Genomic DNA, 14,557 nt, shown 5'->3' on the forward strand with positions numbered 1-14,557 from the left:
GCTTTATTGCTGCCACTTCCGAAAACCCATGGCTCGATCCCAGGCCGGCATGTCGCTGATCGAACTGATGATCGCGATGGCCATCGGTCTGATCATGATCTTGGCGCTCTCGCGGGTTTATCTCTCCAGCGCGGAGGGAGCGCAGGAGGCCGAGGCGCGTGCGATGCTGGTCGACAAGCTGCGCTTCCTCCACGAGCGCTTCAATTACGAGTTTCGGCGGGCCGACTTCTGGGGGCGGGTACCTGCTGACGCGGAACGGCTCGGCACCTTGAGCCTGTCCGGTGACTGCGACGGCGAGTTCGCGTTTGGTCGTTCGGCCGAGGCGGACGCCAGCAGGCCTCTGGGTTTATGGGCGTCGCGCGATCCTCCGACGGGGTGCTCCCTTCAGAATCCTCTGACGGAGCAGTCGTACCTGGCCGTTCGCTACGCGGCGGAACCCTGCGCCGGCCAGTGCGATACGCCTTCGCTCAGTAGTTTTTATCCCTACATCGGCTTCTTTGTCGGTAGTGCGCCGGCGCTGCCCGAGCGGGGTGACGAAAACGACCTGTGGCGCTACGGCGGGAGTCTCTATTACCTCAGCAGCGACGAAACCGCACTGCGCAGGCTATGGATATCTGGCGGCAAGCTTGTCAATCAGGAAGTGCTGCGAGGCGTCGAGGCGTTGGCTTATCGATGGTGTGTCAACGATGGTGACGGCGAGAATGCATGGCTCGCGACCGATCAGTTGACGCCAACCGACATGAACCGGGTCGTTGCCGTGGAGATCGAGGCGGTGGTCTCCACCACAACCCGTGCCACGTATCGGGAAACCCGCAGCTATACCCTGAGCGACGGCACGCGGGTAGCGAGTTCTCCGGGGAAGATGTATCGCGACCTTGCCTTTGTCGTGTCGCTTGAAATGCATCGCTTGGGAGGCGGCGATGAATAACTGCAAGCATGGGAATAGCCAACGTGGCGCCGTGTTGATCATGAGCCTGCTTTTCCTCCTGCTGCTTTCGATCGTCGCCGCTGCGCTGTTCGATACCGTGGCTTCTCAGGCACGTCTGGGCGTGGTTCAGCAGCAGGCCCGCGCCCTGTTTCAGGCGCTCGGTGGGGCTTTGGCGTCAGCCAGTCGGCAGGAAGCTGAAATTCGCGAGATTACATTGACTGCTCAGCCGGGAACGCCAGTGACGTGGCCCGGCGGTGGGGTCGGGGCGGAGCCGCCTGATGGCAGTAGTCTCACCATCGAGCTTCTGAGAGCCAGTTACGACTGTCAGGTCACGGGGTACTCCAGTGGGAGCTGTCTGCCCGTTGAGTTGCGCGGCTCTGCCGAGCAGAGCAAGACCCACGCTGGTTCATATCAGGTGCAGGGATTGCTGGTCGAGACGATCAACGTCTCTTCCGGAGGGGACAGCCGTGCCGGGATATTCAATTGAACATGGGCTCCATCTGACACTCATGAAGTCGACTCCGTTCCTCCATTTGCTGTTGGTTACGACACTCTGTACCGCGCTTGTCGCGCGTGCCGATGATACCGACATCTACCGTAGTCTCTACGCCATCGAGGAGCAGGGCGGCAAGCCGCAAGTCATGATCATCTTCGATACCTCCGGCAGTATGGGAGATTACGTCGGCGATACCAACGGAGGTTCGAACCAAAAAATCAATATTGCCAAGCGTGTCATAACCGATTTGATAGAGCAGAATCCGCAGGTCGATTTTGGCTTGGCCATTTTTAACTACAACTTCCCCACGCCGCATGGCGGCAGAGTCGTGGTTGATCTGCCGGGAAAGGGGCGTATCAAAAGCGATGAGGAAAGATCCGCGCTAGTCGAGACGATCGGTGGGCTGGGCGCGTACACGTCGACTCCGTTATGCGAGGCCTATTACGAGATCTACCGCTATTTCAGTGGCGACAAGGCCTGGCATGGGCGGGACGATCGCTATCGACAGCGGGCAGGAGGGAGATGGGAGGAACTGGTTGATGCCAATCCACCTTATACCGAGGACGCTTTCGATGGAGGCGGATATCGCTCGCCATTGAGGCCGTGCGAGCCGATCTACGTTATTTACATGACGGATGGATTGCCCCAGAACGATACGGACGCGAACGGGAGTATCGAAGACGACGTGCTGACGGGCAAGTTTAGCCATTTGAACTGCGGGTATTATTCGGATGCCGATGGCGGCGAAAAAAAGAATTGCATGCCGGAACTCGCTTACGTCATGCATCAACCCGAAACCTTTACCGCACCCGACGAGGATGGGCGGGAGGCAGAGAAGGGGCCGGTCACGACATACACAATCGGCTTCGATACCGATCAGCAGTTGCTTGTAGATACTGCCTCGCCACTGAATATTAGCGGCGACGACTGTCCTGTCGCGCGTCACGACACACGCTATAACGGTGGCAACGCCTGCGTGGGTTATTTCACCGCAAGTGACGCCGAGCAGTTGCAGAGCGCCTTTCAGGTGGCGATCGACGATATCCTGTCGCGCAGCACGACCTTCTCCGCACCGGCCGTCTCCGCCGCGTTCACCAACAATACCCAAAGCTTCGACCGGCTATATCTGCCGCGCTTTTTCCCCCGCAACACACCGCGTTGGAGCGGTAACGTCAAACGATTGCGCTTCGTTTCGCAGCAGAGCTGGGAAGATGAAAAGGGTAACGAGGCCTTCAACACGTCGACCGGAGATATCCTCGATACCGCATATACCTGGTGGTCTGGAGGGCTGGGTCTCGACGAGCCCGACGGGAACGATGTCGAATCGGGTGGTATCGGCGGACGCTTGCAACAGGCGGTGGACCGGTCCCTGCGAGCTTCCCGAGGCGATGATGGTCGATCCGTCTACACCGACGATGCCGATCGGTTGGTCGAGTTCGGCCTGGATGCCAGTTGGGCTGGCACGCCGGCGAACTGGGGATTGCCCGAGACGGCTTCCTCGGAGGAGATCGCTCGGCTGATCGCATGGGCCAGAGGGCAAGACATCGATGATGAGGATGGTGATGGAGAGACATCGGAAGCCCGACCCTGGGTCATGGGAGATATCCTGCACTCCGATCCGATTGCGCTCAATTACGGCGGCGAGACCCGGGACGAAGAGAAGCTCTATCTCGCCTTCGGCTCCAATGCGGGTTTCCTGCACTTCGTCGATGGCGACAGCGGGCAGGAGCAATGGGCTTTCACGCCGCAAGTGCTCGCGCCGCTCCACACCGTGCTGCGCGACAACGTCGCTGTCACTTCCGCCGACGACACGCTGCAGCATCCCTACGGCATCGACGGTCCCGCCGCGTATGTACGCGTGGATACCAATGGCGATAGCCGTATTCGCGCCGCCGATGGCGACCGGATGCTGTTGGCGTTCGGCCTGCGGCGTGGTGGTCGGGACTACTACGGGCTCGACGTGAGCGATCCCTTGGCGCCTACGCTGGCCTGGGAGATCGCCCCCACTGGCTTGTTCTCGGAAATGGGTCAGAGCTGGGCGGCGCCGATCCCGACCAAAGTGCCGGGCCACGACAACCCGGTATTCGTAATCAGCGGTGGTTACGACATCGGCCGCGACGATCCGGACCGGGATGCCAGCGAGGTCGATGCCATGGGAAGGGCGGTCTATATCGTCGACGCGGTAGATGGGTCGCTGGTGTACCGGGCCGATCCCGAAACGGCCGAGCGGTTCGTCGATGGCGGCGTCTTCAGCCATGCCATTCCCGCAGCCCCCGAGGTCGTCGATATCAACAGCGACGGCGTTGCCGATCGTATCTATCTGGGAGACATGGGGGGGCATCTCTGGAGACTGGATCTGGATTCCGATATGCCGGAAAACTGGCGCGTGCGTGAAATTGCCAGCCTTGGCGGAAGCGGCATATCGAACCGACGCTTCTTCAACAGTATCGATTTCGTTAGCCTGGACGTCGGCGGGCAGTACCAGGACTTGCTGCTGGTCGGCAGTGGCGACCGGGCCAATCCCAAGTCGGGAGGAGAAGGTAGCGATGGCGTTGCCGTGAAAGATGCCTTCTTTGCCATTCGTGACCCCGTAACTTCCGCGGCCATCAACGGGGGCAAGGTGACGCAGGTCACCATCGACAGGCTTACCGATGTGACCGACAGGAAAATGTGCGACCGGGGAGTTTCCTCCGATGCCGAAAATGGCTGCCTCCCTGCCTGGCGGCAAGGCGCTGGATGGGTCCTGTACGCGGATGGCGGCTACAGCTTGCCGCTTCCCGGTGCCAAGGTGCTGTCGGAGAGCGTCACGCTCGACGGTGTCGTCTACTTCTCTGTCTATGTACCCGACGAACCGGAATCTGTCTGTATCCCGGTCGTTGGCAGAAGTTATCTGTTCGGACTAGATCTATTGACGGCGACGGGTGCGGTGAACGTCGTTGACGGCAAGCTGGAAAAAGGTGAGCGGGCAGTGGGCGCTGGAGAGTATCTCCTCAGTCGTCCTTCGCTCGTGGTGCGAGGCAATGAGCTTTTCCTTCAAGGTATTGGGGCAGCCGCGTTGGGACAGCTGGTTGGCGAGGCCTCTCGGGGCGAGAACGGGGGGATGGCGCTCCCCTATCGCGTGAAAAGGACTTACTGGTATGAATCGACGGAGGAAGCGCAGTGAGTCGAGGCCAGCGCGGCATGACATTGATCGAGCTGATGATTGTCATCGCTATCATCGGCATTCTCTCGGCGATCGCGATACCTAGCTATCAGCAGTACCTCGATCGTTCACGGCGCAGCGCGGGTCAGGCTCTGCTGGAGAGTGCGATGGCGCGTCAGGAGTCGTACTACGGGCAATATTTGGAATATGCCCCCGATATCGAAACGCTGGCCGGTAGTGCAAATGGTACTCTCGAAAATGACGATTACCATGTCGCCGTCTGTGGGACGCAACAGGGGTGCGACGGTAAGGCGGATTCAGCGGGACAGTACGTCAGGATGACCGCAACGCCGGTCTCCGGTGGAGTCCAGCAGAACGATGGCGTGCTGTGGCTGGATTCCGAGGGCAATAGCGGCCTGGTCCGCAACGGCATGGAATGGGGGCCATGGTGAAAAGCCTGCTGTTCGTGCTGTTGATATTGGCGGGCTCGAACGTGTTCGCCGGGGAGAGGAAGTGCATCGTTCGCCAGCCGGACGGCTCACTGGAAATTCGCCATATCGCCATCGTTGAAGCGCACAAGGCGAAAGATAGTCTGCAGCGGCTTCTCGACCGGGAGAAGGGCGGCAGGCATCAAGAAGTCGAACGTTGTATCGAGGCCTGGCGCGACTTCGCCTCGCCCGATGCTCGTGAGGTGGAGGCTGCCATGCCCCGTTAGGCCTTCCGAAAAGAGGACAAGGTCGTCACGGGGGCAAGCAATAGCCACGCGGGCCTAATTCTGACAGCCCTCGGCATCGCCGTAATCGACTGCGATTCGTCCAGCGTTGTTGACGGAAATTTTATTGCCGCCATGATCGTTGCAGATCGAGAAGCTGCCGAGCGAGGTGTGAAACTGCCAAGGCGTGCTATTGAACGTCAAGCTGTCGCCATTATTCCAGAATAGATCGACCCCCACGGGAACATGATGCCCCGCCAGCCGACCAGCGTCGTCGGTCTGCAGGTTCCAGCTGTATCCCTTGCGCCAGTCGGTGCCACATCCGTCGCCGTCCGCCACCGGACACAGCCGCCACGTCCGGCGGGAAGAGATTGCCAGCTGTCGCAGGGCTTCCAGACGTTGTTGCAGCGCCTGAGTCTCGGTCGCTAGGTGTCGCCTCTCGATCCAGTGACTGGCGGAAAAGCCGATACCTGCGACGATTCCCATCACGGCTAGCGTTACCATCAACTCGATCAGCGTGAAGCCGCGCTGATGCCGTCGTCTTGGGCGGCAGGGAGCAGTGCGCTGCAGCAGGGATGACGCGCGAGAAACCATCGAGGAGCCCGGATTCTGGACGAATGGTAGAATCGCCCTTTTGTCAGGATATCGACGGCATGCAGGATTTCTTGATCGTGGGCGGCGGCGTCATCGGCATGATGACGGCGCTGCAACTGGCCGACGCCGGGCATTCCGTTGCCATCGTCGAGCGCGGGCAGTGTGGCCGTGAAGCCTCGTGGGCGGGCGGCGGTATCGTCTCGCCGCTCTATCCGTGGCGCTATTCGAGGCCGATCTCGGCGCTTTCGAGCTGGTCGGAGGGGCGTTACCCGGAACTGGCCGGGCGTCTGTTCGAAGAGACCGGCATCGATCCCGAATACCGCCAGAAGGGGTTGCTCTATCTGCGTGTCGACGATGTCGAGCGGGCACTCGCCTGGGCGCGAGAGGTCGCCAAGCCGTTGACGCGCATCGACGCCGAAATGCTCTATGCCAAAGAGCCCCGGGCCGCTGCCGGTTTCGACGGTGCGCTGTGGATGCCGACGCTCGGCAGTATCCGCAATCCCCGCCTGGGCAAGGCGCTGCGTGCACGTCTGTTGCAAATGCCGGGCGTCAGTCTGCATGAGCAATGCGAAGTGAGCGAGCTGATCCGTGAGAGGCACGCCATTCGCGGCGTTGCCACGTCTCAGGGTCAACTTCGGGCGGGCCAGACGATCGTCTGCGCCGGGGCCTGGTCGCGGGCGCTGCTGGGCGATATCGGTATCGATCTGCCGGTGCGTCCGGTGCGCGGGCAGATGATTCTGTTTCGGGCGCCGAAAGGCCTAGTGGAGCGTGTGGTTCTCAAGGACGGACGTTATGTCATTCCCCGCGGCGACGGTCAGATACTGGCGGGATCGACGCTGGAGGAAGTCGGCTTCGACAAGCGGACCACCCGGCAAGCGTATGAGTCGCTGTATGCCAGCGCGATCTCGATCGTGCCGGCGCTGGCGGACTGCCCAGTGGAGCACCACTGGGCCGGGCTGCGTCCCGGTTCACCCGATGGGGTACCGATGATCGGCGCCGTGCCCGGATTCGATGGCCTGCACGTCAATGCCGGCCATTATCGCAATGGGCTGGTGCTGGCGCCGGCATCGACCCGGCTGCTCGTCGATCAGTTGATCGGCTGCGAGCCGATCGTCGATCCGACGCCTTATCGGTTACAGACCTGAACACCGGTCATGCCTCGCCATTTTTGCTTCACCCCAAGGCATGCGCGAAAATGGTTTACAGTTCCTGTATGGAAATCTCGACGCAGTTGTAGGTATCGCCACGCCCTGTCTGGAGAAGAGCAAACCGATGCAAGACCTGATCCTGGTAATGGCGCAGTTGGATCCGTTGGTCGGCGATATCGCCGGTAACACCGCGGCCGCCATCGAGGCCGTACGCGAAGCGCGCATCGAGCACGGCGCCGACGTGGTCGTGTTCAGCGAGCTGTTCCTGACCGGTTACCCGCCGGAGGATCTGCTGCTGCGCGAGGCAATGGAGCCGCGCCTGCAGGCGGCACTCGAGGAGATGGCCGCCAAGGTTGCCCGCGATGTCATGGTCATCGTCGGCTATCCGGGCATGCGCGACGGTCAGCGCTACAATCTCGCCGGCGTCCTGTTCGACGGACAGTGGCGGGGCGAGTACGCCAAGCAGGCACTGCCCAACTATCTGGTGTTCGACGAGGACCGCTATTTCGAGCCGGGCTGCGAGCCGCTGGTGGTCGAGCACAAGGGGACCCGGCTCGGCATCCTGATCTGCGAGGATCTGTGGGATGGCGCGCCGGTACGCCAGGCCGCCGAGGCCGGCGCCGATATCCTGGTGACCCTGAACGCCTCGCCGTTCCATCTCGACAAGCCCGCCGAGCGCGAGCGCCTGTTCGCCGAACGCGCGCGCGAGGTGGCCAGGCCGCTGGTCTACGTCAACGCCATCGGCGGGCAGGATGAACTGGTCTTCGACGGCGGTTCGCTGGTGCTCGATGCCGCGGGTCGGGTCAGCGTGCGCGCGCCGTTCTGGCAGGCCGGGCTGATGCCGGTGCGCTTCGTCGATGGTGTGCCCCAGCCGGGCGAGCACGAACCTCTGCCGGGCGCCGAGGAGAATCTCTACTGCGCGCTGGTCACCGGCCTGCGTGACTACGTCAACAAGAGCGGCTTCAAGGGCGTGGTGATGGGGCTTTCCGGTGGCATCGACTCGGCGCTGTCGCTGGCCATCGCCGTCGACGCGCTGGGGCCGGACCGCGTGCATGCGGTGATGATGCCGTATCACTACACCGCCGAGATCTCCCAGGCCGATGCCGCCGAGCAGGCCCGCATGCTCGGCGTCGGCTACGAAGTGATGCCGATCGCGGCGATGGTGGAGGCCTTCACCGAGACGCTGGCCGAGAGCTTCAGCGGGCTCGCTGAGGATACCACCGAGGAGAACCTGCAGTCCCGCGTGCGCGGCGTGCTGCTGATGGCGATCTCCAACAAGAAAGGGTTGATGGTTCAGACCACCGGCAACAAGAGCGAGATGGCGGTGGGATATGCCACGCTCTACGGCGACATGGTCGGGGGTTACAACGCGCTCAAGGATGTCTACAAGACCTGGGTGTACCGCCTGGCCAAATGGCGCAATACCCAAGGGCCGGCGATCCCCGAACGCGTGATCACGCGGCCGCCCTCCGCCGAACTGGCACCGGGGCAGCAGGACAGCGATTCGTTGCCGGGCTACGACGTGCTCGATGCGATTCTCGAGCGCTACATCGAAGGCGACATGAGCGCCGAGGCGATCATCGAGGCCGGGTTCGAGCGCGAGGACGTCTACAAGGTGGTCAAGCTGGTCGATCGCAACGAGTACAAGCGGCGCCAGGCGCCGGTGGGCGTGCGGGTGACGCTCAGGGGCTTCGGGCGCGACCGGCGCTACCCGATCGTCAACGGCTGGAAGCCGGGGGAATAACCCGGCTTCGCCGGAGGATTTAAGAGGGAAGAAGGAAGAGGAAAGAGGTAAGGAAGATATAAGAAGGAAGAAATTTTCTTATATCTTCAAGGTGCGAAGCACCGTTCTTCTCTCTTCTAGCCGCGCAGCGGCGCTTGTTTTCTTCTTCAGCCTTGCGCCGTCAGCGGCGGGTCGACATCGACATGCTTGGGCACGAAGGTGTCGCCGTCGAGCTGGCTGTTGTCGGGATCGTTCTCGATCAGCGTCTGCAGCACGCTCTGGGCGCGGTCGCGCATGTTGAGACCGAGATAGCCTTCCACCATCACCGCCAAGGCATCGCGCGTGGCCTCGGCCTTGGGATAATGCTCGATGACCCAGCGACCGCGTTCGACGGCGGCGACGTAGGCGCCCTTGCGCAGGTAGAAATCGGCGACCTGCAGTTCGTGGCGGGCCATGACGTTGCGCAGGTAGATGATGCGCTGGCGGGCGTCCGGTGCATAGGCGCTGTCGGGGAAGCGGCGCACCAGTTCGCCGAAGTCGACGTAGGCGTCGCGGGACGCGCCCAGGTCACGCTTGGAGATGTCGATCAACTCCAGCCCCTCGAGGCTGAAGCGCCCCGCCTGGTAAGCGGCCAGTCCGCGCATGTAGTAGGCGTAATCGACCTGGGGATGATCGGGATGCAGTCGAATGAACCGGCTCGCCGCGGCGCGGGTCTGTTCCCAGTTTTCCGTCTGGTAGTAGGCATAGATCAGCTCGAGCTGCGCCTGCTCGGCGTAGCGGCCGAACGGGAAACGAGTATCGAGGGCTTCCAGCTGGGTGACCGCGGTGCTGTAACGGCCGGCGTCGAGTGAACTCTGGGCTTGCTGGTAAAGGTCCTGCTCCTGCAGATCGGGAGCGGGTTCATTGCTGGCGCAACCGGCGAGCAGGGCGCCCACCATCAGCAGGGCACCCAGTGCGGGAAATCGCGCTGAAAATCGCATCGTCATCCTCGTATCAACCAATCCTTGGCGGGCGTGCTAGAATCCGCCGAATCCGACCCACTATAAAGGAAACACTGCTCGCATGCCTACGCGTGTGCATCACGGCAGCCTTTCCCAAGCCAACCTCAACCGGCGAAACGGAACCGATCCCCACGTATGGCCGACATCCTCAAGCGTGACGAGCGCATACCCGAGCATTTGGCCGGACGACGTCTCGACCAGGCGGCGGCCGAAATGTTCCCCGAATTTTCCCGCGAGCGTCTCAAAAGCTGGATCCAGCTGGGTGAATTGACCCTCGACGGGCGTCAGGTCCGGCCCAAGGATAAGGTGATCGGTGGCGAGCGGCTAGCGCTCGACACTCGGCTGGCCGAAGAGACCCGCTGGGAACCGCAGGCGATCCCGCTGTCGATCGTCCATGAAGACGCTGCCGTGCTGGTGATCGACAAACCGGCCGGGCTGGTGGTGCACCCCGCCGCCGGCAATCCCGACGGCACGCTGCTCAACGCCTTGCTGCATCATTTCCCCGCGTTGGCCGGCGTGCCTCGGGCCGGCATCGTTCACCGGCTTGACAAGGACACCACCGGTCTGATGATGGTGGCCAAGACGCTGGAGGCACAGACGGCGTTGGTCGAGCAGTTGCAGGCGCGCAGCGTGTCGCGGGAGTACGACGCGATCGTGGTCGGGGCGATGACCGCCGGTGGCACTGTGGATGCGCCGATCGGCCGTCATCCCAAGGATCGCCAGCGTCAGGCGGTTACCGCCTCCGGCAAGCCGGCGGTGACCCATTATCGGGTCAAGGAACGCTTCCGCGCGCATACTCATGTGCGCTGCCGCCTGGAGACCGGTCGCACGCATCAGATCCGGGTCCACCTGGCCCACGTACGCCATCCGCTGGTCGGCGATCCGGTCTATGGCGGGCGGTTGAAATTGCCCGCCGGCGCCGGCGAAGAACTCAAGACACTGCTGCGTGAATTCCCGCGTCAGGCACTGCATGCCCACAAGCTACGCTTCGCGCACCCCGTCAGCGGCGAGTCGATCGAGTGCCAGGCACCGCTGCCCGATGACATGTTCCTGTTGCTGGACATGCTGCGCGAGGATCGGGAGTCCCATTCATGACAACAGACGGCATGAAAACAGAACTCATGAATCCAGCCTCAAGCTCGCGCGTGCTCGCCAGCGATGCACCGACGCTGCTGCTGCCCGACTGGCCGGCGCCGCGCAGCGTCGGCGCCTTCGTCACCACCCGCAAGACCGGGCCGAGTCGGGGCGAGTTCGCGGCATTCAATCCGGGAGCGCATGTCGGCGACGACCCGGAAAGCGTGGCGCGCTGCCGTGAGCTGTTGGCGGCCGAGGTCGGCGACGCACGCCCCCTGTTCTGGCTCGACCAGGTGCACGGCGCGCGGGTCATGCAGCACTATCAGGACGACTACCGCGCGCAACCGCCGCGGGCCGACGCTTCGGTGGCCTCGACTCGCGACTACGCTTGCGTGATTCTGACCGCCGATTGCCTGCCGGTATTCTTCTGCGATCGTCAGGGGACTCGCGTCGGGCTGGCGCATGCCGGTTGGCGCAGCCTCGCCGGCGGTGTGCTGGAGGCCAGCGTGGCGGCGTTGGGCGTCGAGCCGGCCGATATCATGGTGTGGCTGGGGCCGGCCATCTCCAACGCCCAATTCGAAGTCGGGCCGGAAGTGTTCGAAGCCTTCGTCGCCGTTCAGCCCGAGGCCGAGAGCGCCTTCGAGCGCAGCCCTTATCGTCTCGGCCATCACATGGCCGATCTTTACCGCCTGGCGCGGCTGCGTCTCGAGCGCCTGGGTATCCACTCGATCAGCGGCGGCCACTTCTGCACCGCCTGCGACGAGTCGCGTTTCTACTCCCATCGGCGTGACGATGGCCGCACCGGACGGATGGCCAGCGTGATCTGGCTGCGCTGACGCAAACTCCGCCAACGCCCAACATGCCGCCCACCCATCCTGTTCGGCCTATCCTGTTCACACAGGAGGGTTGCGACCGGCTGCCGCATGCCGTTGTGTTACGTGGCGGTTGAAAAGCGCAAACATACCTCCATTTAAGTGTCAACTAATGAACTGACGAGTCGCCACGACCCTGCGTGACGCGACTCCTGGAGGCGAATGTATGCGTATGGATCGCATGACGACCAAGCTGCAGAATGCGCTGGCCGAAGCCCAATCGCTGGCGGTGGGGCGCGGCCACAACCAACTCGATCCCGGCCATCTGTTGATGGCGCTGCTCGAGATGCGCGACAGCGGCATCAAGGGGCTGGTGCAAAAGGCGGGCGGCGATGTCGGCCGCCTGCGCGAGGGACTGGTGAGCTATCTCGACGGCCTGCCCGAGGTCGGCCAGTTCGATGGCAACGTCAGCATGAGCCAGGATCTGGCCCGGCTGTTCAATCTGGCCGACCGCGAGGCCCAAAGCCGTGGCGACCAATACATCGCCATCGAGCTGATTCTGCTGGCGGCGCTCGATCTCAAGAGCGGTGTCGGCAAGGTGTTGACCCAGGCCGGGCTGGACCGCAAGCGGCTCTCGAGCGCGATCGGCGAATTGCGCGGCGGTGCCAACGTCGACGATGCCAATGCCGAGGAGAAGCGCGAGGCGCTGGAGAAGTACACGCTCGATCTCACTGCCCGCGCCAGCGACGGCAAACTCGATCCGGTGATCGGCCGTGACGACGAGATCCGCCGCACGATCCAGGTGCTGCAGCGGCGGACCAAGAACAACCCGGTATTGATCGGCGAGCCCGGCGTCGGCAAGACCGCCATCGTCGAGGGGCTGGCCCAGCGTATCGTCAACGGCGAGGTGCCGGAGGGGCTCAAGGACAAGCGCGTGCTGGCACTGGACATGGGCTCGCTGCTGGCCGGCGCCAAGTTCCGCGGTGAGTTCGAGGAGCGGCTGAAGTCCGTACTCAACGAACTGGCCAAGGAAGAGGGCCGGGTGATCCTGTTCATCGATGAGCTGCACACCATGGTCGGCGCCGGCAAGGCCGAGGGCGCGATGGACGCCGGCAACATGCTCAAGCCGGCGCTGGCGCGCGGCGAGCTGCACTGCGTCGGCGCCACCACGCTCGATGAGTACCGCCAGTACATCGAGAAGGATGCCGCGCTCGAGCGTCGCTTCCAGAAGGTGCTGGTGGACGAGCCGAGCGAGGAGGACACCATTGCCATCCTGCGTGGCCTCAAGGAGCGCTACGAGGTGCATCACGGTGTCGACATCACCGACTCGGCGATCATCGCCGCAGCCAAGCTGTCGACCCGCTACATCACCGACCGCCAGTTGCCCGACAAGGCGATCGACCTGATCGATGAAGCGGCATCACGCATCCGCATGGAGCTGGACTCCAAGCCGGAAGAGATGGACCGTCTCGACCGGCGCCTGATCCAGCTCAAGATGGAGCGCGAGGCGCTGAAGAAGGAGACCGATGAGGCGTCCAGGAAGCGGCTCGAGAATCTCGAAACCCAGATCGGCGAACTCGAGCGCGAATACGCCGATCTCGAAGAGGTGTGGAAGGCCGAGAAGGCCAGCATCCAGGGCGCGGCGCAGTACAAGGCCGAACTCGAACAGGCGCGTATCGATCTCGAGGCGGCGCGTCGCCAGGGCGACCTGGGGCGGATGTCCGAATTGCAATACGGGGTGATTCCCAAACTGGAGCGCCAGATCGCGGAAAGTAGCGACGTCGCCAGCGACAGCGAAAAAGCCGGCCCGGCCGAGCACCAGCTGTTGCGCTCCAACGTGACCGAGGAGGAGATCGCCGAGGTGGTCTCGCGCTGGACCGGCATTCCGGTGGCCAAGATGCTCGAGGGCGAGCGCGACAAATTGCTGCGCATGGAAGAGGCGCTGCACGAGCGGGTGATCGGCCAGGACGAGGCGGTCAATGCGGTGGCCAATGCCGTGCGCCGTTCCCGTGCCGGGCTGGCCGACCCCAATCGACCCAACGGCTCTTTCCTGTTCCTCGGCCCGACCGGGGTGGGCAAGACCGAGCTGTGCAAGTCGCTGGCCAGCTTCCTGTTCGATACCGAGGAAGCGATGGTACGCATCGACATGTCCGAGTTCATGGAAAAGCACTCCGTGGCGCGGCTGATCGGCGCGCCTCCGGGCTACGTCGGTTACGAGGAGGGCGGCTATCTGACCGAGGCGGTACGCCGCAAGCCCTATTCGGTGCTGCTGCTCGACGAGGTCGAGAAGGCGCATCCGGACGTCTTCAACATCCTGTTGCAGGTACTGGAGGATGGCCGCCTGACCGATGGCCAGGGACGCACGGTGGATTTTCGCAACACCGTGATCGTGATGACCTCCAACCTGGGTTCCGATGTGATCCAGCGCATGGGCGGCGAGGATGCCGACTACTCGGCGATGCGCGATGCGGTGATGACGGTGGTGGGCAACCACTTCCGCCCCGAGTTGATCAACCGTATCGACGAAGTGGTGGTGTTCCACGCCCTTGGTCAGGAACAGATCCAGGCGATCGCCTCGATCCAGATCGACCGTCTGCGCGAGCGTCTGGCCGAGCGCGATCTCCAGCTCGAGGTCAGCGACGACGCCATGGCCCAGCTGGCGGTGGTCGGTTTCGACCCGGTATTCGGCGCGCGTCCGCTCAAGCGGGCGATCCAGAACCGGATCGAGAACCCGCTGGCTCAGGATCTGCTCGCGGGCCGCTTCGCGCCGGGCGACACCATCCGGGTCAAGGCGGAAGACGACCATCTCGTCTTCGGCAAGTGAACCCCCATGGCCGCGGCGGATGTCGCGGCCGACAGTCAACACACGGTCGCGTCCTGACCGTCTTCCCGCCCGCGGCGTTCTGCGTCGCGGGCTTTTTCATGGT

General features: G+C 63.1%; 12 protein-coding genes. 10 read left to right on the top strand and 2 right to left on the bottom strand.

Going from position 1 to position 14,557, the window contains the following annotated elements; translation table 11 throughout:
* The first annotated feature begins 28 nt into the window (after positions 1-28).
* From DOM57_RS22010 to DOM57_RS07335, 5 genes are read left to right on the top strand one after another with little or no spacing between them, the layout of a single operon-like run.
* Complete coding sequence (locus tag DOM57_RS22010; RefSeq protein ID WP_204352892.1) at positions 29-928, top strand: PilW family protein; 900 nt, start codon at positions 29-31, stop codon at positions 926-928.
* Positions 921-1,415: a hypothetical protein gene (locus tag DOM57_RS07320; RefSeq protein WP_110648564.1), complete on the top strand. Its 495-nt coding sequence runs from the start codon at positions 921-923 to the stop codon at positions 1,413-1,415. The genes DOM57_RS22010 and DOM57_RS07320 overlap by 8 nt, the downstream gene beginning before the upstream one ends.
* Positions 1,396-4,587: a PilC/PilY family type IV pilus protein gene (locus DOM57_RS07325; protein WP_162619468.1), complete on the top strand. Its 3,192-nt coding sequence runs from the start codon at positions 1,396-1,398 to the stop codon at positions 4,585-4,587. The genes DOM57_RS07320 and DOM57_RS07325 overlap by 20 nt, the downstream gene beginning before the upstream one ends.
* 17 nt (positions 4,588-4,604) lie before the next feature.
* On the top strand, positions 4,605-5,018 hold the full coding sequence (locus DOM57_RS07330) for a type IV pilin protein (RefSeq protein WP_110648566.1): 414 nt from the start codon (positions 4,605-4,607) through the stop codon (positions 5,016-5,018).
* On the top strand, positions 5,012-5,281 hold the full coding sequence (locus DOM57_RS07335) for a hypothetical protein (protein ID WP_110648567.1): 270 nt from the start codon (positions 5,012-5,014) through the stop codon (positions 5,279-5,281). Before DOM57_RS07330 ends, DOM57_RS07335 begins: the two co-directional genes overlap by 7 nt.
* Positions 5,282-5,335: 54 nt before the next feature.
* On the opposite strand, the gene DOM57_RS07340 is transcribed toward DOM57_RS07335, so the two are convergent.
* Positions 5,336-5,872, bottom strand: coding sequence for a GspH/FimT family pseudopilin (locus tag DOM57_RS07340; protein WP_110648568.1), 537 nt, complete (start codon positions 5,870-5,872; stop codon positions 5,336-5,338).
* 59 nt (positions 5,873-5,931) lie between these two features.
* Between DOM57_RS07340 and thiO the strand changes: the two genes are divergently transcribed.
* Together thiO and DOM57_RS07350 are read left to right on the top strand one after the other, a co-directional pair.
* Positions 5,932-7,017, top strand: a complete 1,086-nt coding sequence (gene thiO, locus DOM57_RS07345) for a glycine oxidase ThiO (protein WP_110648595.1) — start codon at positions 5,932-5,934, stop codon at positions 7,015-7,017.
* Positions 7,018-7,144: 127 nt separating this feature from the next.
* On the top strand, positions 7,145-8,764 hold the full coding sequence (locus tag DOM57_RS07350; RefSeq protein ID WP_110648569.1) for an NAD+ synthase: 1,620 nt from the start codon (positions 7,145-7,147) through the stop codon (positions 8,762-8,764).
* A 146-nt stretch (positions 8,765-8,910) separates the two neighbouring features.
* Here DOM57_RS07350 and DOM57_RS07355 read toward each other — a convergent pair whose 3' ends face one another.
* Complete coding sequence (locus DOM57_RS07355; RefSeq protein ID WP_110648596.1) at positions 8,911-9,723, bottom strand: outer membrane protein assembly factor BamD; 813 nt, start codon at positions 9,721-9,723, stop codon at positions 8,911-8,913.
* A gap of 156 nt (positions 9,724-9,879) precedes the next feature.
* Here DOM57_RS07355 and rluD point away from each other — a divergent pair, with 156 nt between their 5' ends.
* The 3 genes from rluD to clpB all read left to right on the top strand — a co-directional run bounded on the left by rluD (position 9,880) and on the right by clpB (position 14,454).
* Complete coding sequence (rluD, locus tag DOM57_RS07360; RefSeq protein WP_110648570.1) at positions 9,880-10,839, top strand: 23S rRNA pseudouridine(1911/1915/1917) synthase RluD; 960 nt, start codon at positions 9,880-9,882, stop codon at positions 10,837-10,839.
* A gap of 26 nt (positions 10,840-10,865) precedes the next feature.
* Complete coding sequence (pgeF, locus tag DOM57_RS07365) at positions 10,866-11,654, top strand: peptidoglycan editing factor PgeF (RefSeq protein ID WP_110648571.1); 789 nt, start codon at positions 10,866-10,868, stop codon at positions 11,652-11,654.
* Positions 11,655-11,856: 202 nt separating this feature from the next.
* Positions 11,857-14,454 carry an ATP-dependent chaperone ClpB gene (gene clpB / locus DOM57_RS07370; protein ID WP_110648572.1) on the top strand — a complete coding sequence of 866 codons (2,598 nt, stop codon included), beginning with the start codon at positions 11,857-11,859 and terminating at the stop codon, positions 14,452-14,454.
* Positions 14,455-14,557: the final 103 nt, after the last annotated feature.

Origin of the sequence: Salinicola peritrichatus, from assembly GCF_003206715.1 — a bacterium.
In the GTDB taxonomy this organism is placed as follows: Bacteria; Pseudomonadota; Gammaproteobacteria; order Pseudomonadales; family Halomonadaceae; genus Salinicola; species Salinicola peritrichatus.